This is a genomic window from Kibdelosporangium philippinense (assembly GCF_021390435.2).
GTDB lineage: Bacteria > Actinomycetota > Actinomycetes > Mycobacteriales > Pseudonocardiaceae > Kibdelosporangium > Kibdelosporangium philippinense.
On record NZ_JAJVCN010000002.1, the window covers coordinates 2,453,873 to 2,476,082 of the forward strand.

General features: G+C 64.0%; 18 protein-coding genes. 10 read left to right on the forward strand and 8 right to left on the reverse strand.

Features of this window, described 5'->3' with window-relative positions:
* Positions 1-284 precede the first annotated feature (284 nt).
* The 9 genes from LWC34_RS30210 to LWC34_RS30250 all read left to right on the forward strand — a co-directional run bounded on the left by LWC34_RS30210 (position 285) and on the right by LWC34_RS30250 (position 12,277).
* Positions 285-1,259 (forward strand): hypothetical protein, encoded by a 975-nt coding sequence (locus tag LWC34_RS30210; protein ID WP_233728465.1) that lies wholly within the window; start codon positions 285-287, stop codon positions 1,257-1,259.
* A gap of 209 nt (positions 1,260-1,468) precedes the next feature.
* Positions 1,469-1,735, forward strand: a complete 267-nt coding sequence (locus LWC34_RS30215) for a hypothetical protein (protein ID WP_235730215.1) — start codon at positions 1,469-1,471, stop codon at positions 1,733-1,735.
* Between the two features lie 10 nt (positions 1,736-1,745).
* Positions 1,746-2,186 carry a hypothetical protein gene (locus tag LWC34_RS30220; RefSeq protein WP_233728466.1) on the forward strand — a complete coding sequence of 147 codons (441 nt, stop codon included), beginning with the start codon at positions 1,746-1,748 and terminating at the stop codon, positions 2,184-2,186.
* Positions 2,183-4,942, forward strand: coding sequence for an ATP-binding protein (locus tag LWC34_RS30225; RefSeq protein ID WP_233728467.1), 2,760 nt, complete (start codon positions 2,183-2,185; stop codon positions 4,940-4,942). Before LWC34_RS30220 ends, LWC34_RS30225 begins: the two co-directional genes overlap by 4 nt.
* A 266-nt stretch (positions 4,943-5,208) precedes the next feature.
* Complete coding sequence (locus LWC34_RS30230) at positions 5,209-7,041, forward strand: hypothetical protein (protein ID WP_233728468.1); 1,833 nt, start codon at positions 5,209-5,211, stop codon at positions 7,039-7,041.
* Positions 7,025-7,651, forward strand: coding sequence for a hypothetical protein (locus tag LWC34_RS30235; protein ID WP_233728469.1), 627 nt, complete (start codon positions 7,025-7,027; stop codon positions 7,649-7,651). Before LWC34_RS30230 ends, LWC34_RS30235 begins: the two co-directional genes overlap by 17 nt.
* Positions 7,652-7,657: 6 nt before the next feature.
* Entirely contained in the window at positions 7,658-8,629 is a 972-nt protein-coding gene (locus LWC34_RS30240) for a C40 family peptidase (protein ID WP_233728470.1), read from the forward strand.
* Between the two features lie 22 nt (positions 8,630-8,651).
* Positions 8,652-11,213: a type IV secretory system conjugative DNA transfer family protein gene (locus tag LWC34_RS30245; protein ID WP_233728471.1), complete on the forward strand. Its 2,562-nt coding sequence runs from the start codon at positions 8,652-8,654 to the stop codon at positions 11,211-11,213.
* A gap of 164 nt (positions 11,214-11,377) precedes the next feature.
* The gene (locus LWC34_RS30250; RefSeq protein WP_233728472.1) at positions 11,378-12,277 is read left to right on the forward strand and encodes a replication-relaxation family protein; all 900 of its coding nucleotides are present in this window, start codon (positions 11,378-11,380) and stop codon (positions 12,275-12,277) included.
* Here the strand turns inward: LWC34_RS30250 and LWC34_RS30255 are convergent, their stop codons facing one another.
* From LWC34_RS30255 to LWC34_RS30280, 6 genes are all read right to left on the reverse strand, one after another.
* Entirely contained in the window at positions 12,278-13,126 is an 849-nt protein-coding gene (locus LWC34_RS30255) for an N-6 DNA methylase (RefSeq protein ID WP_233728473.1), read from the reverse strand.
* A gap of 310 nt (positions 13,127-13,436) precedes the next feature.
* Positions 13,437-13,715 (reverse strand): hypothetical protein, encoded by a 279-nt coding sequence (locus LWC34_RS30260; protein WP_233728474.1) that lies wholly within the window; start codon positions 13,713-13,715, stop codon positions 13,437-13,439.
* Positions 13,716-13,765: 50 nt separating this feature from the next.
* The gene (locus LWC34_RS30265; RefSeq protein ID WP_233728475.1) at positions 13,766-14,776 is read right to left on the reverse strand and encodes a hypothetical protein; all 1,011 of its coding nucleotides are present in this window, start codon (positions 14,774-14,776) and stop codon (positions 13,766-13,768) included.
* Positions 14,777-14,905: 129 nt separating this feature from the next.
* Positions 14,906-16,132, reverse strand: coding sequence for a DNA polymerase III subunit beta (locus LWC34_RS30270; RefSeq protein WP_233728476.1), 1,227 nt, complete (start codon positions 16,130-16,132; stop codon positions 14,906-14,908).
* 59 nt (positions 16,133-16,191) lie between these two features.
* The gene (locus tag LWC34_RS30275; RefSeq protein ID WP_233728477.1) at positions 16,192-16,719 is read right to left on the reverse strand and encodes a hypothetical protein; all 528 of its coding nucleotides are present in this window, start codon (positions 16,717-16,719) and stop codon (positions 16,192-16,194) included.
* Positions 16,720-16,809: 90 nt separating this feature from the next.
* Positions 16,810-17,604, reverse strand: coding sequence for a hypothetical protein (locus tag LWC34_RS30280; RefSeq protein WP_380211418.1), 795 nt, complete (start codon positions 17,602-17,604; stop codon positions 16,810-16,812).
* Positions 17,605-18,495: 891 nt separating this feature from the next.
* Between LWC34_RS30280 and LWC34_RS58965 the strand changes: the two genes are divergently transcribed.
* On the forward strand, positions 18,496-18,753 hold the full coding sequence (locus LWC34_RS58965) for a winged helix-turn-helix transcriptional regulator (RefSeq protein ID WP_372496668.1): 258 nt from the start codon (positions 18,496-18,498) through the stop codon (positions 18,751-18,753).
* A 33-nt stretch (positions 18,754-18,786) separates the two neighbouring features.
* Here LWC34_RS58965 and LWC34_RS30290 read toward each other — a convergent pair whose 3' ends face one another.
* Positions 18,787-21,621 (reverse strand): AfsR/SARP family transcriptional regulator, encoded by a 2,835-nt coding sequence (locus tag LWC34_RS30290; RefSeq protein WP_233728480.1) that lies wholly within the window; start codon positions 21,619-21,621, stop codon positions 18,787-18,789.
* 146 nt (positions 21,622-21,767) lie between these two features.
* A complete protein-coding gene (locus LWC34_RS30295) occupies positions 21,768-22,205 on the reverse strand; it encodes a hypothetical protein (RefSeq protein ID WP_233728481.1) in 438 nt (145 codons plus the stop codon).
* Positions 22,206-22,210: the final 5 nt, after the last annotated feature.

Below are 22,210 nucleotides of genomic sequence, written 5' to 3' on the forward strand. Positions count from 1 at the left end.
GCCAGCGACGGACGGTGACTACACCCACCACGGTTCCACTGACCTCCACCCAGCTCACAGGCTACTAATGCGAACTTGAAGCGCCGACGACAAACCAGACTATTGATCTTTCTCCGTGATCCGCAACAGGTACTGATTAGTTACGACGTAGTAGTGAGACGCCGATTTAGTCGTCGCATAGTACACTCTTTTCACGGTTTAGTCGGAAACGTAGTCAATATCGTAGTAACCGGTGTGCTTCCGTGTAGTTGTCGCTCGCTTCTTCGACCACACGGGGTGATGTCATGACGGCTACGACTACTGCTCGACCGCACGGCGAGCCCACCTATAACTCGCTGGACACGGCGCGAGATACGTTCGCTCTGCTGGTGACAGGCCCGGACCCGCTCTCCCTCAATGGCGCTCGTTTTCCTGGGCTTCCAAACCGGGATTTGGCGCTGGACGAAGTACGGGATCTGCTCCTGACTCGGGAATGTCCGCAAACTACGTGGGACGCCGTGTGGGCGCATCTGATCATGCGGTCCCGCGCTGATGGCGCGTCCTGGACGGTGGGAGCTGTCGGTGTCGCCTTGCCCGCGCTGACCTCTGTGGCTGCGAGGCTCACGCGGCGCTGCCCAGGAGATCCGGCGGACCTACACGCGGAGGTCCTCCGCGGGTTTCTCGACGGGCTGACGCGGGTCGATCTAACCCGGCCCCAGATCATGGTTCGGCTGTGGTGGGCGGCCTACCGGGCCGGCTATGCCGTCGTCACGGACGCGCTGGCCGAGAAGACACGCAGCCTGGAGGGATTCTGGTCACGGCCTCCGATCCCGCCATGGGGGCACCCCGACATCGTGCTCGCCAGGGCGGTCGCCGAGGGAGTCCTGACCGCGACCGAGGCTGATCTGATCGGGATGACCCGGCTGGAATCGGTCCCGATATCGCAGTGGGCGGCCGACCACCAGATCGGCGACTGGGCCGCTTACAAGGCCCGGCGACGGGCCGAGCTGCGCCTGGCTGCCTACCTCCGAGACGGCATGGCCGACACCGATCCCGACGACCCCTTGACCGACCGAGTAGCGGCCGCCATGACCCTGCACAGGCCTCGCACGGCATCCAGCACCCCAGACAAACAGTCACGGAATGTCACCGAACGTCGCCGGGCGCATACGGGGAAATCAGTCCCCGTGGTGTCCAAAACGGACCCAGATTCCGGTCTTCAGGAGCGCGGGGAACTCCCGCGCACGACCACCTCACTGGAGGTGCGCCCATGCGCCTGACCGAGCACCACCTCATGCGATCGTCGATCCCGACCGACGCGAGCGGCGCGAGCGAAACCGCACCGGACCGGGACGAGAGTGCTACAGGCCGGATCCGGCCCGCATCCGCAACCGCTCCGATGAATCGCGTCCGCCGCGTAGCCTGCGCAGTCCGGCCAGGACGGCTTGCCCGCCTCGTCACATCGGCTCTGGCAGCAGCAGCGTCGGGTCTGTTCGCCACGGCGGGAATCGCCGCAGCGCAGGGCGGCGGGCTGGGGACTGGCGGATTCCGTAATTGGCTGTTGGACAACATGGTCCCGCTCGGGCTGCTGGTGGTGGCGTTGCTGCTGCTCTGGCTCGGTGGCGGGCGTGGAGAGAACTCCCAGGTGATGCGTCGCCTGCTCGGTGTCCTGGTCGCGCTGGCCGTGCTCGGTCTGGCCGTGACCGACGCCGGCAAGGACATCGGGACCTGGCTGGCCAACCTCTTCAGGGCATAAGGGGCGGGGCATGTTGGCCGAACCCGACGACGAGATCTACCGCGTTAACCCGGTCTGGCTCGGGCCGCCGCGGGCGACCCTGCCCTGGCGGGCCCGCTACGTCGCCTACGGCGTGTGGATGGCGGCCTTTCTGGCGATCTTCACCATCGCCCGGCTGGTGCTACTACTGCCGCTGACGATCTGGGTCGTGGCCTGGTCCCTGGTCCTGGCCACCGTGCTTACCCGGCTGATCTGCCGGCGCATCGACTTCGAGAAACCACTCAGCTGCGTGCTGAGTGCCTTCGGCAGCGAGCTCGCTGGGCCCCGCCGTCACCACGAACGCGCGCGCGGGGTCGTCGGGCTCAGTGTCCGGGTACCGATCCGCCCGACCAGACCACGCCCGCGACGCGGCAACCGACGGAGCACCGGCAGCCCGACCGAGGCTCACCATCGTGAGAGGACCCCGCGATGACGCGTACCCGTTCCACGTCGCCGGTTCGCGCATCCCGTAAGCGGCGCCCGTCGACCGGACAATCCGCCATTCCGACCTACACCCCCAGCATCGAGCTGCGGTCGGTGAATGGGCACCTGGCCAGGACCCGCAGCCAGGTCTGGGCTTGGTATCGGCTGGCGCCACAGCGGTGGTCGTTTCGGTCGGACTCGGCACGCAACGATCTGATCGCGGCGATCGCCGGGCAGTACGCCGAGCTGGCTGGCCGGTGGCTGCACGTGCGGGTGACCTCCAGCGCCTATCCGATCTCGCACTGGGCGCGCACCCATGTGGACAACGCGCGCTCGCGTCCCGCCGACGTGGCGGGTGGGTTGTCGTTCGACGACTACATGATCGGCGAGCAACGGCAGCTCGCCTCGGCATCGATGGCTGACAAAGAGGTCTACCTTGGGGTCGAGGTCCAGACCCGCCGCCTGGTCGACCGGGCGGTCGACCGCGCCACCCCGGTCTTGAGCCGACTGCTCCCGACGGTCGTGGACAGCGAGCTGGCGTCGCTGGACGATGAGATCGCCCGGCTCGATCACATCCTGGCCGGTTCCGGGCTGGAGGGTGTGCCGGTCACCGCCGGAGAGATGCGCACCCTGCTGCTGCGTTCCTGCGCCCTCGGCCTGCCTGTGTCCTCCTCACGCCCGGCGGCACCAGATGTGCCGTGGGAACCCGAAGACGTCGCGGGCGTCACCGCCACAGCAGAACTAGTCCAGGAACCGTACGCACCGACCGTCACGGTCATCGGCCAGACCGGCCCGTACGCGGGCATCGAGCGGCACGTCGCGGTGCTGTCGGTCGGGCCGATGCACGGCCTGCACATCCCCGAAGCCGACGAGCCATGGGCGCAACGCGCCGACCGGCTGCCCGCGGCCGTGGAGTGGTCCGCCCGCATCTACGTCCGCCACCCCGACGAAGTCGAGGGCGAACTGCAACGGCAGACGACCAAGGTCCGTTCCCAGATGACCCATTACAGCGACGAACACGGCCTGGAACCACCGCGCTCACTGGCACGCCAGTACGAGCTCGTGCAGGAGGTCGACGACCAGCTCACCTCCGGCTTCACCGCCCTGGGCACACGGGTGCGGTCCTGGTGGCGGCTCGCGGTGTCCGCCCCGACCCGCCGCGACGCGCTGCACCTGGCCCAGAGCCTGGCCGATCTCTACAAGCCCAAGGTCACCATCGAGCACCCGGACGCCCAGTACAAGTTGGCCCGGGAGTTCATCCCCGGCGAACCCTTGGCTACCTCGGCGCACCAGCGGCGCGGCTCCGTGTTGTGGCTCGCCTCCGCAGTCCCGACCGCGACCGCGGAGGTTGGTGACCGGCGCGGGATCCTGCTCGGCGAGACCTGCACAGCCACCCGCCGACCGGTCGCCTGGGATCCGTGGATGGCCCAGGAGATCCGCGACTCCTCCGGGCTGACCGCGATGGTCGCCGGGCTGGGCGGCGGGAAGTCGTTCCTGGGCGGCGGCATCGTCTACAAGACCCTGCGGGCCGGCGCGTGCTGGACTCTACTCGACCCCTCAGGTCCGCTCGCGCGGTTGTGTGAGCTGCCCGAGCTGCGGCCGTACGCGCGGGCGATCAACCTCCTCAACGCCCAGCCCGGCATCCTCAACCCCTACCGGGTAGTCGCCGAGCCCCAGCTGCACCACTTCGGTGACGAGCCCGACCCGCAACGGGTGTACGAACGTGAACTTGCCCTGGCCGCGGCCACGCGACGCCGGTTGACGCTGGATGTGCTCACCGGGCTGCTGCCGTGGGAGATCCAGCGCCTGGCCGAAACCCGGATCGTGCTGCTGCGCGCAGTGCGCGCCGTCGGCGGACGCCCCACCGCACACCCCGGCCTGGTCATCACCGCCCTGCGTGAGGATCAGAGCGAGCATCACGAGCACGCCAGCGTCGTGGCCGACTTCCTCGACGAAATCCGCGAACGGATCACTCTCTTGATTCCGGAACGCGACGCCGACCCATACGCCCATGAACGCGACGACCGGCTGACCGTGCTCACCCTGGCCGGCCTCACCCTGCCCAAAGACGGTGTCGGACGCGAGCACTGGACCGACGCGGAAGCCACAGCGATCGAGCTGGTCAACCTCGCCGCCTGGCTGACCCAACGCTCGGTCTACGACCGGCCCAAACACCTGCGCAAAGGCGTCTGGATCGACGAGGCGTTCTTCCTGTCCGAAGTCCCCACCGGGCGGGTGCTGATGAACCGGTTCGCCCGTGACTCCCGCAAATGGAACGTCCGCGTTCTCCTGTCCAGTCAGGTCCCGACCGACTTCCTGCGCATCGAAGGTTTCGTGTCGCTGCTCGACTCCGTCTTCGTCGGGCGCCTGGACGACGACCAGGTCCAGGCCGACGCGCTGCGATTGCTGAAAGTGCCGATCGGTGTCGGCTACGAACCGGTCATCGCCAGCCTCGGCCGGCGCACCACCGCACGCCGCACCGAACGAGACACCGAACCCCGGCAGTTCCTGTTCGCCGATGGCACCGGCGGAGTCGAACGCATCCGGGTCAACTTCTCCGGCCCTCACCTGCAGCCCCTGCGCGCGGTCCTCGACACCACACCCCAACTTCCCGCTCCGTCGCGCGCTGGTCTGCTCGACGGCCTCGCACTCCCAACACGGCCGGAGCCGCCGACTGAGGTGGTAGAGCTGGCCGAGATCGACGTCGAGGACCTCGACGCGCTGTCCGGCGGGTATGACACCCCGGCTGGGGAGGTGATCCCGTGATCACCATCGAGCCCACGGGTCGTCGCCGGGCTCTGCTGGTCGTGGTCGGGATTCTGGCTCTGCAGGTATTTCTTGCCGCGCCCGCGCATGCTGCGGCTGGGTGTGTGCCGAATCCCGAACGGGTCACCGCCGGGTTGGTAGCCACCCTGGACGTTCCTCGCCCGTCGCACGGTTCTCCGGGTACGTGGTACAGCCGATACGCCTACGCCGGCACCCGCTGGAACAACTACACCTACGACTCCATCACTTTGTTCTGCGGCGACCCAATGGCCAAAACCGACACCTGGGTCGGCAACCAATTCTTCAATGTCGGGAAAACCGTTGTCGCGGCCACAAATTCCCTGTGGTACCTCTTGTTGTGGGGAGACGACGACGGCCCCGTCTTCTCCAACATTGACAGGGGGCTCGGATCCGGCGCGAAATCCCTTTACGACAATGCCTTCACCCCGCTGTTGTCGCTGGTGCTGGTACTGGCGGTGGTGTGGATTCTGTTCAAGACACTGAAGGGCGCGTTGGCGCATATCGCGACGAAACTGCTATGGATCCTATGCGCGTTCTGGGTCGCTGCCTCGTCCTATCTCATGCCCGGTGCCTACACCACGTTTCTCGACACGATCCTCACTGACGGCGTTCGGGAAATCCAAGGCGCGGTGCTGACCGCGAGCGGACACGACCCGGTCCATGGCATGCCAGAACTGCTCTACGACAATGTCATCAAAAAGACCTGGCTGGAAGGCGAATTCGGCTCCGCGACCTCGACTATGGCGGTTGACCAAGGCCCACGGTTGATCGACGCCCAGGCGTGGACGAAATTCGACTCCACCGAGACGGTCACCCAGGCCGATCTCGACCGGAAGAAAGCCATGTTCGAGGATGTCGCGAATAAAGTGCGTGGCACCGACGCCGAAGGGCATTTCACCGGCACCACCTCCGCCAGGCTCGGAACCGGGCTGCTCGGACTGGTTCGCGGACTGTGTTTCGCCTACTTTCCCTTCATTGCGCTGCTTGGCCAGCTGCTGGGGATGCTAATCCTGCGCCTGGTCATCCTCTGCGCGCCCATTCTGGGGCTGGCCATGATTATCTACCACCGGGCCGCACCCGGGATCATCCGCGGATTGGGTAAAGCACTCGCGAGCTGTGTGCTGCTCGCGGTTGGATCGACCGGCTATTTGTGGGCGCTGCCGGCCGTCCTGGATGGCGTAAGAACGCCGCTGCTGCAGATGGTGATCATGGCAGTCATCACCATCATCGCATTGATTCTGATACGCCCGATCCGGCAAATCACCGGCATGATCAGTGGCATCGTTCAGGCGGCTGGCCTCAACTACGCCACGAGGCCGACGGTAGCTGGCTGGGCATTTCGCGCCTGGCGACGCCACCGGCGCTGGAACAAGCGAGAAAAGCGACTGCTCCGCGCGATTGGCACCAAAAACTCGAAGACATCAACATCCTCACCGCGCGGGCGCCGTCCGGAAACCGCACCCACACAAACCGCGCCCGGCCCAGGCAAAGCGACGCTTCGCCGACCGCGGCCAGAAGCAGGGGCGCCGCAACGGGCCACCAGCATCCGCTTCCCGACGGCACGGGCACACGGTCCTGCCCGGCGGGCAGGTCAGATCGGTCCCCGGGTGTTCTTCCACGGGCCACGCGTGTTCTACCACGGCTCTGGCACACCCGCCGACGGTCAGCACGACATCGGCCACCCGCCACGACCGGCCGCCTCCGCGACTCAGGTGACCCTCGGGTTGCCGCCCACGAGGACCGACAGCCTGCCCCCAACAGAGATCGACACCCGGCACAGCACGGTCGCCGATCCGCCTGACTGGCAACCACACTCGCCCGCACCCGCCAGCGGCATGGCCGAGGAGTTGGTCATTCCGTCCGAACACGACGAGCACATCCGCCGCCGCGCCGAAGGCGACGAACCCGACTCACCACCACGAACGCCGCCCGGCTCCACCGACGAGCACGGACAGCCGACCTTCCAGATTTATCACCCCAGCCAGGACCAGATCCTGCCGCACCCGACCAATGCCAACCCTTCACCCAACCGGCCGGAAAGCCAGGACCAAGGAGACGCTGATGCCGATCCGATCTGACCACGGCCGTAACGCCGTGGTCCGCAGCCTCGCCACCTGGCCGCTCTACTCACCCCGGCGCCTGCTCGGATCACTCACCGTCCTCGCGGCACTCGGCGCGGGCACCACCGCCGCCATCACCGCCGCCGGTCCTGCACACGCCCCGGCAACACCCGAGTCTCCTGCGGTAGCCGCGTCAACAAGCCCGGCAACGGAAGTTCCAGCGTCCACCGGGATTCACCCGACTATCCAGCACCGGACCAGCGAGCGGATCACGCCTGGGGCCTCCCCCGCACCCAATGCAACTCCACCACAGCCGACCATGGCAGGCGATCCCACAGCCGCGAGCCAGCGATTCGCCGAAGCATGGGTGAGCAAACACGACCCCCAGACCTGGCGGGGACGACTCGCTCCCTTGTGTACCGACGAGTTCCGCACCACCACGCTCCTGGCCACCACACCGACCCAGATATCCGCCACCACTGTCACCGGCCCGACCACTCTGATCCGCAGGACTGGGCGCAGCGCCGAGGCCACGGTCGCGCTGGACACCATGGTCCTCGCGATCGCCCTGCAGGACATCACCGGAAGCGGCGACTGGCGTGCCGCTCACGTCCGGCCGGCGAGGTGAAGCCCGATGCGTCTCTGGCTCACCATCACCGTTCTATCAGTCGCGCTTCTCGGCGGCCTGATCGTCGTGCTCACCTCAATGACCACCAGCACCACCATCGCCCTCGGCATCGCAGACGGCAGTTGCCAACCACTCAGCCACACCGGCGACAGCGCCGAGCCAACTGGTGCTGCCGAGCAGCTGTCCGAGGAGCAACGAAGCAACGCCACGCTGATCATCCAAGTAGGACGTGAGCTCAGTATGCCCGGCTACGGCCAACAGATCGCCGTCGCCACCGCGATGCAGGAATCCAGGCTGCGCAACCTCGACCACGGCGACCGCGACTCAATCGGCCTGTTCCAGCAACGTCCGAGCATGGGCTGGGGAACCCGCGAGCAAATCCTTGATTCCCGCTACGCCTCCACCAAGTTCTACGCCCGGCTGCGCGAAGTTCCCAACTGGCAACAGAAACAACTGTGGGAAGCCGCAGACGCCGTCCAGCGCAGCGGCTACCCGCACGCATACCAGCAATGGGCCCAGCTCGCGGCCGAACTGGTGCAGCAACACGGCAGCGGCGTCAACTGCGTCACACCCGGCGGCCCACACGTCGAACAAGCAATCCAATTCGCGACTGCGCAACTTGGCAAGCCCTACGAGTGGGGCGCCACCGGCCCCAACTCCTACGACTGTTCCGGACTGATGCTGCGTGCCTGGGGCGCAGCCGGGGTCGCACTCAATCGCACCAGCCGCGAGCAGTGGCGCAACGGCGACCCCATCCCCATCGGTCAAGCCGCACGCGGCGACCTGCTGTTCTGGAGCTACGACGGGACACCCGCCGGGATCCATCACGTAGCAATGTACCTAGGAGACGGAACGATCGTCGAAGCTCAGCAAACGGGCGTTCCTGTCCACATTAGACCGATCAAGCTGGCCCCCGCCGAGAGCGAACTGATGCCGCACTCCGTCCGAGTCCGAGCAACTCTCCAGTCGCAGGTGTGAATCTGCCGTTACGTGAGGACTTGTGTCATGTCAGAACCTGCCCTGTATCGCGTCGGAGACCGAACGGTCTCCACAGCGATCCGATCAGCGCCGGACGGCAGGCGGCAGCGTAGCGGCGTCCAACCTCATGTGGGCCGTGATGCTCGCTGAGCCAGGCGGGACCGCCCGTGCGTTGCTCGACGAGATCGGCACATGGCTCGCCCATTGGGCCCCTGCTACAGCCGCCACGGTCGCCGGAGTGTCCACAGTAGGCGTAGTACTTCGGTTGCTATGCAGGCTCGTGCAGCATCGTCGAATGACAACCGGTGCACGGGTCGTGAGCGTGTTGCCACCGCCGTCTGTCGAGCTGTCAGGCGCGATCACGTTGTGGTCCAACATGGTTGGCCTGCTGCGTCCGTGGTGGTGGCGTTACCTTGGTGGCCAACCTCATCTTGCGTTTGAATACCGCTTCAACCATGACGGGGTCTCCATTTCGATGTGGGTTCCCGGAGTGGTACCGCCCGGCATGATCGAGCGTGCCATCGAAGCGGCGTGGCCGGGCGTGCGCACCACGACCGAACCCGCCACGCGTCCATCGCCCTGTCAACCGCAAGCTGGCCAACGCATGCACACCGTCGGTGGGTATGTACGACTGGCGCGGCACGAAGCCCTTCCCATCCGCACCGACTTCTCGTCCGATCCGCTCCGTCCACTTCTGGGTGCACTGGTGGGTTTGGGACGCCATGAGCATGCAGTCGTTCAAGTTCTCGCCCGGCCAGCCACCGGTCATAGGACAGCCACTGCACGACGGGCAGCCCGCCACATTCGCGCAGGCCGGTCCTGCAACGCGTTCGTTCGCCTGATCGACAGCGTTACCGCGACACCACCCGCACCTCGACCCACCCCCACGCGCACGACCCCCACGTGGGATCCGCAAGGTGTTCTGGAATACGCGGCACAAGACCGCGCGATCGTGGCCAAACAACGCAACAATCCCTTTGACACCGCCATCCGCTATGCGGTCAGCACGATGACTCCGGACACCGCGACCAGGAGCCAGCGACGTCACGTCCTGCAGACACTGCGGGGCCGCGCGCACGCGATCGCCGCGGCAACCGCCGGATTCAGCGACTACAACTTCTACCGCCGCCGACGCCTCCTGCGCCCATCAGCAACACTTGCCCACCGGCGCCTCTGGCGCGGTGATCTGCTGTCCGTGCCGGAACTCAGCGCTCTGGCCCACCTTCCCGTTGACCAGGCCACCCCAGGCCTTCAACGAGCCGGAGCCCGAGCGGTGGCACCTCCCGCCGGAATCGCCAGTCCCGGCCCCGACGTCATCCCGATCGGGATCTCGGACGCCGGCCAGCCACGTCCCGTTGGGCTGCGCGTGGCCGACGCCCGGCACCACATACACATTCTGGGCCCGACCGGAAGCGGCAAGAGCGAACTGATGGCCCGCATGGTGCTCGACGACGCCGAAGCCGGTCGCGGAATCGTCGTGGTGGATCCTAAAGGCGATCTCGTCGAGGACATCCTCATGCGCCTGCCCGCCCAGATCGGTGACCGTGTCGTCCTGCTCGACTCCGACAGCCCCACCCGCCCGCCGGTGCTCAACCCGTTGGAAGGCGACGACATCGCCAGTACGGTCGACAACCTCGTCAGCATCTTCTCCCGCGTCTACTCCTCCAGTTGGGGGCCACGCACCGACGACCTGCTCCGCTCGGGACTACTCACCCTACGGACCCTGCCCGGCAGTCCCACGCTGATGGATCTGCCCAAGCTGCTAACCATCTCGTCGTTTCGCCAGCGCGCAATGGAACAGATCAACGACGAAATCCTGACCGGATTCTGGAAATGGTATGACGACCTGTCCGACGCCACACGCGCCCAAGTCGCAGCACCGTTGATGAACAAACTCCGCGGTCTGCTCCTGCGTCCCTTCGTACGGGCCACACTCGCAGGCGGCGAGTCCACCATCAACATGGATAACGTTCTCGATGGGGGTATTTGTCTGGTACGCCTGGCAAAAGGAACACTCAGCACCGACACCGTTCACCTGCTGGGCTCCATCGTGGTCGCCAGCACCTGGCAAGCCGCAACCCGTCGCAGCCGAGTCCCACCACACGCTCGCCGTGACTGCGGGCTGGTCATCGATGAGTTCCAGAACTTCATGAACCTGCCCTATCCGGTCGACGACATGCTGGCCGAATCCCGCGCCTACAAGATGCGGCTGACCCTCGGCCATCACTTCCTCCTCAAACTGCAACGCGAGTTGGAAGAGGGCATCAGCACCAACGCACGAAACAAGATCTTCTTCAGCGTGAGCCCGGAGGACGCGCGACGGGCCGCCCGGCACTTCGCGCCACACCTGTCCGAGCACGACCTTGCGCACCTCGGCCGGTTTCACGTCGCAGCGCGACTGGTCCTCGACAGCGAGAACGCGCCAGCATTCACCGCAGTGACCGAAAAACTGCTGCCCCCAGTTCCTGGTCGCGCGCAGCACATCCGGCGACTCGCCGCGCTCAATGCCCAGCCACCCAGCGCACATGACAGTTCCAGCGCTGAACCAGAACAGACCATGCACGACCCGCGCCGCACCGCTTGAACCCAAACTGGAAAGTGACGTTCACCATGGCCGAAAACCCGACACCGCAACGTGGCCTACGAGGACATCGCCTTGTTCGTCCGCTGCCACGTGCGCGTAACTCAGCTGAGCACCACGCGTGGTTGGCTCACCACTTGACACCCCGGGATCGCTGGTTGGCTCGGATGCTTTTTGAGCACAAAGTGTTCACCACTCATCAAATCACGGACCTGGCTTACCCGAGCCAGCGCGCCGCGAATATGCGCCTGCTCAACCTGTACAAGTGGGGTGTGGTGCATCGCTTCCGGCCGCACCGCGACGTCGGCACCCATCCTATGTACTACATCCTGGATAGTGCCGGCGCAACGATGCTGGCGCATGAGGAAGGCATCGAGCCCAGCGCGCTGAACTACAACCGTGACCGCGAGATCGGCCGCGCCTACTCGCTTCAACTGGCACACCTCGTAGGCTGCAACGGACTATTCACCTCCCTGGTGCGCCAGTCCGGTCAACCGGGCACCACCGGCCAGCTGACGGCGTGGTGGTCGGCAGCGCGTTGTGGACGGCACTGGGGGGACATCGTCACGCCCGACGGCTACGGCCGATGGCGCCAGGCCGGCCTCGATGTCGAATGGTTCATGGAGTTCGACTTCGGCACCGAGCAGCTCGCACGGCTGGCGGGAAAGCTCGTTCGATACGAACGCCTCGCCGACACAACAGGGATTACCACACCAATCTTGATGTGGTTTCCAACCACTGCCCGTGAGGTCACAGCACGACGGGCACTCCTCGACGCGCTGCAAGGGCTGCGACGCCCGCATCAGGTACCGGTAGCGACCACGCACGCCAATGCAGCACGCGATCCGCTCGACGCGTCAGAAGCGCGCTGGCTGCCCGTTGGAGCCACTCCAACCGCCGGACGCACTGCCCTCACTGACTTGCCCACCTTGTGGCCTCACCTCCCGCCACCGACACCACCGCTGGAAAGCGCCGGACAGCCCGCCATTTCCCGGTCAGATGTAGCGCCTCCACGCCCAACACCACCTGTCCTCTCGGGACATCACATGAAGCGCGCTACTTCGTGATCAGGTGCGGGCGTCGCTGTCACGAACTGGGTATCCGTCCAGCAGAGCAAACAACGCCCTGTATCGCGTGATGTCAGCCGCCAGCTGGCTCAGCTTATCCCGTTGAGCAAGCGCTGCGGCCTTCCAGTCGTCGGTCAAGGCATCGCCCACGTGGAAGACTATGTCGCGGCCGAGTCCCCAGATCATGCTGTTGACCGTCGCGCAGGCCACGGCGAGTTCGTCGATGTCGCAACCCACCCACTGAATGGTGCGAGGATCGCGCCCTACGTCCCGCATGACGTGCGCAACTGCCCGAAAGAGCCCGCCGGTGCCCACCATCGGGTCCTCAACGGCCTGATGTTCCTCCACATCGGACATTCGGGCCAGTAGCGCCGCGATGCACGCGGGGGTGTAGAACTGCCCGCGGGCTTTCAGTGCCGACGCTGGGCGCAGGACCGTTAGCACTGTCCCCAGTAGATCGGTGTCGAAGCGGCGATCCGTACCGGTAAGATCAAGTTGTCGAGCGCGCAGCGCAGCACGTGATACGGCACACGCTTGGGAATTCAGCTCCGTGTCGGCGTCTTCGAAGATCCACGCAATCAGTGGATAGAGCAATGCGGTGATCTCAGGGCGTTCCTGGATAACCGCCCTCCATATCATCCGCGCGAAAGCAAAGAAGTCGTCCGGCGACCATGTGATCATGGCGTCGGTGTTGTCGTTTCCGTGGGAGTCGTTCTGTGGCGCAGCGGCGAGAGTGGAAACCACGGACAGAGGAACATCGAGTCGTCCAGAGCCGTACGACCCATGCCACGCCTTGGCCACCGCCTCGGCAATCTTATGGGCGTGGGCACCGACATCAGTCGGCGGCACTGGTCGGACTGCCGGAGCCTTCTTACGTGCAGCCATGACAACGCGCACTCCCTTCTGACTTTGTTTCGGGAGGAGCGCGAAGCGTGGGCTTGCGGTCATGAGGTCAAGTCGGCCCTGCCGCGGGCCGTTACCTGGCAGTCCCGACGCCATTTGAGCAGGTCAGAAGGGATGACCGGTGACGTATGCCAGCCATGGTGATACCGCGGTAGAATCAACGCTCCGCGCGCCTGTTTGGTGATGCGGTGTTGGATGCCCGGCGGGTGAGTGCCGCACTTCTTCGGAAGTGATCACCCGCCGGGCGCACCTACCTTCATTGCCTGGTTGGTTCTGTCAGCTCAGCAGCCGCTACGACAAGGCGGTCCATCACCATGACGGACTCGTCGGACAGAACGTCAGCGTGTTTCAGCAAGATCTTTCCTAGTCGTGCCACGCAGTCAAGGCGTTCAGCATCCGACATGGTCAACGTCCGTACGACGCCAAGGCTGACAAGTGCTGCGCCTGCTGCCTGGTACCACAGGAACGAGAGTTCCTCTTGCTCGACAATGCAATGCCTCGCCGGTATCGGGGCACCACTTAGGCTTTCGGACATCGATTGTCCCTCCTTGTTGACTCATCTGGCGTGCGAGTGCTAGATGAAGATCAACTTCTTGGGTGCTTAACGCAGATCAGATCGCGAGCGTTGTGAACATGCTGGGGACGCACAGCATCGGTGACCGTCGTGACGGGAAGATCCTCATCCAAGGATTGCGACACACGGTCGAGTCGACTCAGAATCGCGTCTGCGACCTGCAACACCCGCTCCGCGGACTGGTGGGCAGTGTCGAGATCAGCGGCCCATCCCGCGACATAGGGCACGGAGTACGTCAGAGTGTCCACTCCGCACACCGCACTGACGATGCACGCCACGGATTCCGCTTCGACTTCCTGCAGGTGCCGCGGCGCGGTACGGGCACGGGCTTCGTGCTCGCACAGAATGTGGGCTAGTTCGTGCGTGAGCGTCTTGGCCGCCTGAGCTGGCTCCACATCGCCGCGCACGATGACGCGACGCTCGGCAAATCTTGTTACGCCGTAAGCACCGTCGCAGTCGCCGCGTTCGACGGCGAATCCGCATGCCGTGATCTGCTCGGCGACTCCCTCCCAGAGACCAGACGGAGCTTCGCCAGCGAGCTCGACCGGTCGTGGCGGGACGGGTGGCTCGACAGCCGGGCCGCCCTGCAACTGCGAGACGTCCACCACTGGCACGAGCATGAATCCAGACAACTGTGTTGTGGCGACGTCGCCGGTGCTGTTGCTGTCGTCGGTCTGGTCCGCTTCGATCTTGCGGAAGTTTGGCTTCCAGATCTTGATCTTGTGAGTGCCCTTGCGCATGTACTCGTAGCCCGCTTTCTTCCATTCCGACATCGGGCGCACGTCGGTCGCTTGTGGGCACTGCTGCAGGATCATGATCAAGTTGTTAAGGCTGTACCGACGCAGCCACGCCCGTGAGGTAATCAACTGTTGCCAGCCTTCGGCCGTCATCAGCTTGTTGACCCCATCGAGCAATTGCTCGCGGGCGACTGACAGGCGTTCGGTGCGTTGCTCCGGCGACAAGGAGTAACGGGCGGCCTTTCGGCGAGTGGTGGACGCGCGGCGTCCAGAGGTGCGGGTCATCACGGGGACGCTCCAGTTCGTTATCTGCGGTGTTGGTGGTGGAGCGCGTCGCACCGGGAGTGCCACCCGGTGCGACGCAAGGGGTGTATCTGTCCGTTGTGGAACCTGGTTGGTTTCGCGTTCGTAGCGTTACGTTCGGGGTTCGTACATCGGGACCACCACGTGCTTGAAGGCAGTGACATTGGCCAGTCCGTCGGCGTCGTCGGTAAACAACACCGGACGTGCAATACTGCTATGGGTGTGCAATGTGACTGTGTCGCCGGCGAAGCTGTCCAACGCGTCGGCCAGATAGGCAGGGTTGAACAAAAACCGTGCGGTGTCGGTGATTCCGTTGACAGTGGCTGATTGCTCGGGTGCGGCCACTGCGTCGGTGTGCTGATCGAGCACGGGCGCGACTGACACGGATTCTCGGGTGACGGTCACGGCGACTCGCTTGAACTCTGGGTGTTTCGCGTCGAGTACAGCGGCAGCTCGCCGTGTCGCGGCAAGCAATTCCGCACGGTCGAACTGAACCGTTGCGGCCGCCTCACTTGGAATGAGGATCCGATATGTCGGAAAGTCGCCGCAGATCGTACGCACGGACATCGTGATGTCCCCGCACACGAACGACACGGTGTCTGGGTTGCACATGCTGTCGAATCCGATCCGCACCTGGTCACCGGTAAACCGTCTGGCGGTAGCCGCAACTACTTCCCCCGGCACAAGCGCGGACACGTCCTTAGCGGAATGGGCGAGCGACACAGCGGGCAGCGACGCTACAGCCAGCCGGTACCGGTCGGTTGCGGCCATCGTGACGGTGCCAGGTGTGGTCTCCAGATTGATACAGGTGAGGGCGGGCAGGACGTCATCCTTGCCGACCGCGACCATGATCCGTGCCACGTCGCGCGTGAACGCCTCCCGGTCGACTTGCGCGATGGCCGATACGACATCGGGTATCGCGGGATAGTCCTCAGCCGCATAGGCAGTCACAGGAACTGTGTACCCAGCAAGATCAACTACTGGGGTGTCATCGTCAAGTGTGCGCACCGTGACAGGAAGCATGTCCGCGTCCCGCTTGCGGGTGCCCTTGACCAAAGCACCAAGCAGTCTGACTAGTTCAGCGTGATCAACAAGCAATATGCCTGCGCTTCGCACGGTGCCAGACAGGGGTACGGTGATTGTCGTGTCGTAATCGGTGGCGCTGACGGTCAGGTGATCATCACGAGCACGGAGCAAGACGCCACCAAGCAACGGCACAACTGGCCGTTTGGGCACAGCGAGTCCGACAGTGGTCAACGCGTCGACTAGCGCGGCACGCTCAGTGGTGAACCCCAATTGGGTACCCCGACCGGTCAGGGTGTGATCGGTGATCGTCATGGCTCATACTCCATTGGTAGTCGGTACGTGGAACGGGTGGGCGTAGGGCTGGGCTGGTGCTAAGCCGCCGGCGGAACGGAGCGCATGCGGCGCGCTGGCATGTAGTGGCCGACAACGTAAGTGCCGTCGTGCAACGGCGTTAGGTCCATGTGTGGCGCGGGTTCTGAGGGATAAGGCGTGTGCATGATCAGGTGCCCGGCAAGGTCGCTGTCCACGTCATCGGGTACGCGCCGAATGGTGAAGGTGAAGGCGCCCCGCGGGTCACCGACCGAAATGGACACCGTGACGGAGTCTTCCGACTCGTCGGTGTGCACAGCTGCGCTGTTGCACCATGACAATGGGATCCGTTCCGGATCGTGCGGACCGTGCCCATAGTCGGGATCGGTATCAGAGATCGGCTCAAAGTCTGAGCACACGGCACCGTCCGACTCATTTTCATAGCCGTCAACGGTTTGCGTCAGCTCCTCCCCGCACGCCCGGCACCGATGCGTCAGCGCCGCGTCGGCATCGAATTCAAGGGAGACCGCTTCGGGACTATCACTGGACAGCCCGATGGGCTCACCGTCCACATAGAGCACTGCAAACATCGCAACCTCACAGATCCTGAAAGGAAAGTTCAGGAAAGCCAGGGCATCTACGGACCGACGTCGAGCCTGCAGCCCGCGGGTGCCAGAACATCAATAGATGTCAAAACCCACGCGACCGATGCCGCATGCGGGGCACGCAACGGTGTTGCTGGTGTCGTCGATGTCGTCGGCGTCATCGAAGTCCCAAGCGTCGGCGTCGCAGTCGTCAGCATCGAAGTGCCATGAGCCGCCATAGGCCATCCAACGCGCGCCGCACGACTGGCAGCCTGCCGCGCATTGTGAGGCGTCGAACCCTTCCAGTTCGAACACCCAGCCGTCCGTGTCACCATCCATACCGGCCACGCCGACCAGCTCAGCGGTGTAGTCGCCGATTTCGCCGACCAGGTACCACCCTGCGGGCACGATGTAGGACCGGTCGGTGATCTCCCATCGGTCGGCGTAAGCGTGTCCGTACCGGATTGCGCGACTGTCAGCCTCACGTGACCACTGGTACTCGACACCGACCAGTGCGAACGGTCGAAGCACCTGAACTGCAGTCACAGTTCGTCCATCGGACAGGTATGACTGAGATGAGGTCTCACGCAACATCGTGCGCGTGGTGACATAGCCCGCAGCCTGCAGCTTGTCCAGCACGCCAGCAACGGAACGATCTTCCACATCGGGCATGTCTGGTCGTTCCGGCAAGTCTGGACGGAAGTCCGGCAAGCCCGCACGAACATACGGCGACACGGCATAGGCCGGTGAGCCTGCGACCGTGGCGAACGTCAATGCGTCCCGCAACCGCCGTCCCCACAGGTTGTCGGCGTTGTCGATCATGACTTGAATCGTCTCGCATGCGTCTACCGTGAGCGAATAGCGCGACACGGACACGTCAAGAATAGTCATCGCAGACTACCCATCCGTTTGAGTGATTGGTGTTGGATTTACCAGATTTCGAGGTGCCGCCCCGTCGTCCGATAAACCAATCGTAAGCACTTCACATCGAAAACGCAAGGGTTGACCAGGGATTTCTTGAGAATATCTAGACGCACTTGCTTCAAGCTTGAGGAATCACAGTGCGAACAGCCAAGATTTCATCTCGCCAAGAAAGGCCGACAAAGGAAAAGGGAGCGAACAAAAACTACAGCAGAGATAAATACCGTAGTCTAGATATCGTACGTAATTACGCAGCAATTGGGCACCGGTCAAAGCCCGACTCCCTCACCGGCCAGCGCCCTCCTCCACCCGTCATGACTGCCCGTGGGCGCCTGCGGCACCCGTAGTTGGGGGGCGCACCGGAAGTGCACACACCACGGCTGACCTGCGTTGATACTCGTAGTCACACATTCCACTTAAGTGGTAGTCCTACCGGTAGCCCCACAGGAAGCCGGACTGGTATGACCAATGTTTCACTACGGTAGGTCACCGAGGCAAGACGAAAAGTCCCTTCCATGGGTGTTGGCCGCCCTACGGTCCGAGCACAATTAGCTCGTTTGAACTAACCTAAAAGCCTTACAGCGCCGGGCTTGCCCGGCCTGTTACCCGAGCCGTGAGCTGGACGCAACCGGCGGACCGCCTTGGTCTTGAGTGTAGGGGGTTAGTGTGACTACAAGAGATGCCGAGTTGTACATACGCCTGTCGCGAGATCTTCGCCACTTGCTGAGTGGCGATTGGCTAACGGATATTCTATTGGCTCTCAGCTCCGGCCCTTTGCACTATTCTAGTCTCTTGAACGAAATCCAGCGGACCGCGGCCTTCGATCCATGGACGGAGTCTGTTCCTCTCCTGTCCAAGAAAGTGCTCGATCGAACACTGAAGCGCATGGAGGGCCGAGGCCTCGTAGTAAGGCACGAAGAGCCAGCCGTATTTCCTAGATCAGTGACCTACTCATTGTCTCCTGCGGCTCACGACCTCTTGGCCGCTGGAAGCCCACTGGTTGAATGGGCCGAGAAAAACCAGGATTTGATAGCGCCGGTTCGGCGCAGGAACGCCGAACGTCGGCGACGCCGACAGCCAACTGAACGGCAGCACGATGGCCAAGGTGACGAAGGGTGACCCGCGCCGCCCCCGCGTTGTCGATCTCGCCCTTCAGCTGGCTGCGGCATCGCTTGCTGGAGGCGGCGATTGTCCCCTGTTCCGGCGGTGCAAGAGCTCTGCGAGGTTGACTGTCTCAGGAGTGGGCTTCTCCCCTACCTGATTCAGGGTCGTGGTGAGCAACCGGAGGGTGCGTTCAACTGCCTCGACCTGTCCAAGCCTGGCTTGCACGCGGATGATGTCCCTGTAGATGCTTTCGTTGTATGGATTGAGTTTCCTGACTGACTCCAGGAGAGACAGCACTCGTGGAAGGTCGAGTACTGTCTGCTGTCGAATAACAGCACCCAATGCGTCGAGAAGGTCACGGCGAACTGCTTCCCGCGACGCCTCGATCCAAAGAGGACCTAGGTTGGCTCCTAGGTCTCCGCGGTAGATCGTCAGAGCACGTTCAACCACGTCAAGGCTGTGCTCATCGTTGAGCTCGATGAGTGCCAGCGTCTCTCGAAAATGCCAGTAATCCACGTTCACGAGATTGCTGTCCAACTGGTAGCGGCCTTCGTTGCGCATCACGAGATCAGTGACTGCTCCATCGGTGGCGTTGGCTAGCGATCGACGCAGAAGCGACAAGGCGGTGTGTAGCGAGTTGTAGGGCCGCACTGAAGGGCTGTTAGGCCATACAGCGTCGTTGAGCGGTTCGCGGCGCACTCCGCCTGCGTGCAGCGCGAGGTATACGAGTACCTCACGCTGCTTTGGTGTGAGCAGGCTTGTGATGTCGTCGGCAGATGAGTCGCGACGCACCGTTAGCTCCACCGGTCCCAGGATTCGGAGCTCCAGGGGCTTGAGTGCCTCCATCGGCTGCTCCAGCACGCCGGGTTCGTCAAATCTAGGCCCGACTCGCGACAGCTCATTCGAGACGAGGGTTCGGGGTCGTTCTACGGGAGGCGATGTCGCCTTGGGGCCTGAGGCGTTGTTCATCGCCTCAGGCTCCAGCAGGTGGAGCGACTCGAACGCAAGGAGTTCATCGAGCAGTGCTGTGCTGTCGAACGCATCCGTATGGTCTCCTCGCGGCTCGTTGCCAGGCACGTTTGGCAAGACCGGCGTTGACGACTCCGTGCCTTCCGCATTGTGCAGCAGAGCAAGGAGATCGCGGAGATCTTCGGCCGACACGTTGTACAGGCGACTTCCGGCAAGTGCATCTGCCGGTCCCGGGCTAGCCGCAGTGACAGTGCCGTCCTCGCGGACGCGTATGGTGGCTCCTGGACGCCACTGTCCAATGAGGATGCCCGAGATGCAGAGAGTGGATCCGTTGTCCAGGACTGCTTGAAGCCGACGTTCCGCATGCGGCGTTGATTTGCCTACGAGTACGTGGATGGGCGGCAGTTCGACGCCGTTCTCGTTCTCGACCAGTCTGGCAAGCAGAGTCGTTTCTAGCTCGTCAAGAGCAGCGTCCAATGTGGGCACTACCACTATCGGCGTCGGGAAATCGTCGATGACCTGGCCACCAAGGACGGAGTTGACGTCAGGTTCGGCAATGAGGATCCGCACGCCCCTGCGCTGCTTCTGGATCGTGAGCACGTGGAGAATGAGTGCCCTGGCAGCAGCAGAGGCACCGGGACCGACAAGGCCAAGTCCGCGTGCTGCCGCAAGGTTCAGTGCAGTCTCGCGACCATTACGGACACCGATCAGTATGGCGTCGGTCGGGTCACCTGATTCATGAGCCGGTAGGACTTCTCGGATCCGATCGCAGGTCGATGTCGTCATGTCGTCGGACGCGAGTTCGACCGGCATTGCGGGCGGGCACGCGGTACGAAGGGCGCGAACGACTGGTGCAATGGACTCTTCGAGGTCATCTCGGTCACCGCTGCCGATTCGGTAACGGCGGCGGCGCAAAAGGTGGGCGGAAGCGACAGCACTGGCGACGAACGCGGCGAGTGCGAGGCTGACGTAGGCGCCGGTGGCGAGGTCAATTCCTGGTCCTGCCTCAGCGTCGTTGTTTGCTGTTTCTTGCTGGCCTGCTGGCGTCGTTGGCTGGGTAGTTGGTGTCTGTGGGGTCGACGGTGGAGGCGAAGGAGGGCCGTCGGCAGAGCCCTCTGGGGTGCTGGGGACATTTTGTTCTGGATTGAGGGCGGGAACATGTGCGGTGATCTTCCAGCCCGGCCGGATCAATCCGGGTTTGGTCAGTACTCGTCCGTCGGGCTGGATGACACCACGGTTTTGTGCCCACAGTTCTGGCCACCGGTTGCCGCCGCCAGGGCCGTAGATGCGTTCGGCGATCCGCCACAGGCTGTCGTAGATCCCGTTCTGCGGGAGCCGAACTTCCTCGGTGACCTGAACCATTCCCGCCGGTGCCGGTGCCGGTGCCGCTCGATCGATCACCAGGCTGGTGTGCTGTACAGGGGCCGGCAGCTGAGCCACAGTATGCGCGGCCCGGCCGGGTGTCAGCGGGGCGGTTACCGCGACCCGCGCGAGATCACTCGCCAAGGCGGCGCTGGCCGTTGCCGCCGCGGTGTAGGGGGTGCGGTTGCCGAGTAGGGTCAGCACGATAGTGCCGATCAGAGCCGCAGCGAGCCCGTGCAACGGACCGGGCGCGCGAACCTGCGGCCAGGTGATCCCACGCGCCGCGTCGACCGCGCAGCGCAAGACGTCAACCGTGAAGAAGAACCAGACGATCCAGCACAACACCGTCATGCTGTCGAGCAGGAACTGCGGGCTCATCGGGTTAAGCAGCGTCGCCTGGATTTCGTCCCAGGTTGGCACGTGGTCGGGCAGGGGCCAGCCCACGAAGTGCGCCAGCGCCCAGGGCAGGCCGGCCACGAGAGCCACCAGGACGACGACAGCGAGCACACCGCGGACGACGCGGCCAGCGAACCGGAACGTGGCTGCCAGCACCCACCAGGTGGGACGACCCGTGCTCGGTGGCCGTGTCGGACTCCGGTGCGAAGGGTGTGATGGTGCGGTCACAACGTACTCGATTCCTTGGTAGAACAGGGTCTATCGCTTGATGCCGACGCCCCTGCCAGAACGGGCGACCGACGTCATGTCACCTCCGCTGGAACGCGCGCAGACGCATCCACCGTGTCGGTGTGAGGTACGGCGGGTTCTGCCGGCGTGGATGCCTGCCTGGCCGTCGCTGTCCTCGCTGTGATCGGTCCTTGACTTGTGTCACTCTTAGCAGCCGGCGCCCCAGCAGCTGACCGCTTGCGTTTGCTGCGGGTCGTCTTACGGCCCTCAAGCCATCGTGTGAGATCGGAAGCCGGTAGGTCGGTGAACCGCGCCAATTCGTCGATGCCAATGACGTCCCTGGCTGTAGCGAGTACATCGCCGAGTTCTCGATCGATGTCGTCGAGTTGCTCGGCAACCGCGGCTCGACGCTGTGCCAGCTCGCCGATCCGCTTCGCCGCAGCGGTTCTCCGCGCGCTCCGGGCCGAGTCAGCCTCCGCGACGCGGCGTTCGATCTCTTTAGTCGTAGCCATCCCTG

Bases quoted from the DNA above. Each gene is read 5' to 3' on its own strand.
- LWC34_RS30210 (WP_233728465.1), top strand. From the start codon at position 285: ATGACGGCTACGACTACTGCTCGACCGCACGGCGAGCCCACCTATAAC.
- LWC34_RS30220 (WP_233728466.1), top strand. From the start codon at position 1,746: ATGTTGGCCGAACCCGACGACGAGATCTACCGCGTTAACCCGGTCTGG.
- LWC34_RS30225 (WP_233728467.1), top strand. From the start codon at position 2,183: ATGACGCGTACCCGTTCCACGTCGCCGGTTCGCGCATCCCGTAAGCGG.
- LWC34_RS30230 (WP_233728468.1), top strand. From the start codon at position 5,209: ATGGCCAAAACCGACACCTGGGTCGGCAACCAATTCTTCAATGTCGGG.
- LWC34_RS30235 (WP_233728469.1), top strand. From the start codon at position 7,025: ATGCCGATCCGATCTGACCACGGCCGTAACGCCGTGGTCCGCAGCCTC.
- LWC34_RS30240 (WP_233728470.1), top strand. From the start codon at position 7,658: ATGCGTCTCTGGCTCACCATCACCGTTCTATCAGTCGCGCTTCTCGGC.
- LWC34_RS30250 (WP_233728472.1), top strand. From the start codon at position 11,378: ATGCTTTTTGAGCACAAAGTGTTCACCACTCATCAAATCACGGACCTG.
- LWC34_RS30260 (WP_233728474.1), bottom strand. From the start codon at position 13,715: ATGTCCGAAAGCCTAAGTGGTGCCCCGATACCGGCGAGGCATTGCATT.
- LWC34_RS30265 (WP_233728475.1), bottom strand. From the start codon at position 14,776: ATGACCCGCACCTCTGGACGCCGCGCGTCCACCACTCGCCGAAAGGCC.
- LWC34_RS30270 (WP_233728476.1), bottom strand. From the start codon at position 16,132: ATGACGATCACCGATCACACCCTGACCGGTCGGGGTACCCAATTGGGG.
- LWC34_RS30275 (WP_233728477.1), bottom strand. From the start codon at position 16,719: ATGTTTGCAGTGCTCTATGTGGACGGTGAGCCCATCGGGCTGTCCAGT.
- LWC34_RS30280 (WP_380211418.1), bottom strand. From the start codon at position 17,604: ATGACTATTCTTGACGTGTCCGTGTCGCGCTATTCGCTCACGGTAGAC.
- LWC34_RS30295 (WP_233728481.1), bottom strand. From the start codon at position 22,205: ATGGCTACGACTAAAGAGATCGAACGCCGCGTCGCGGAGGCTGACTCG.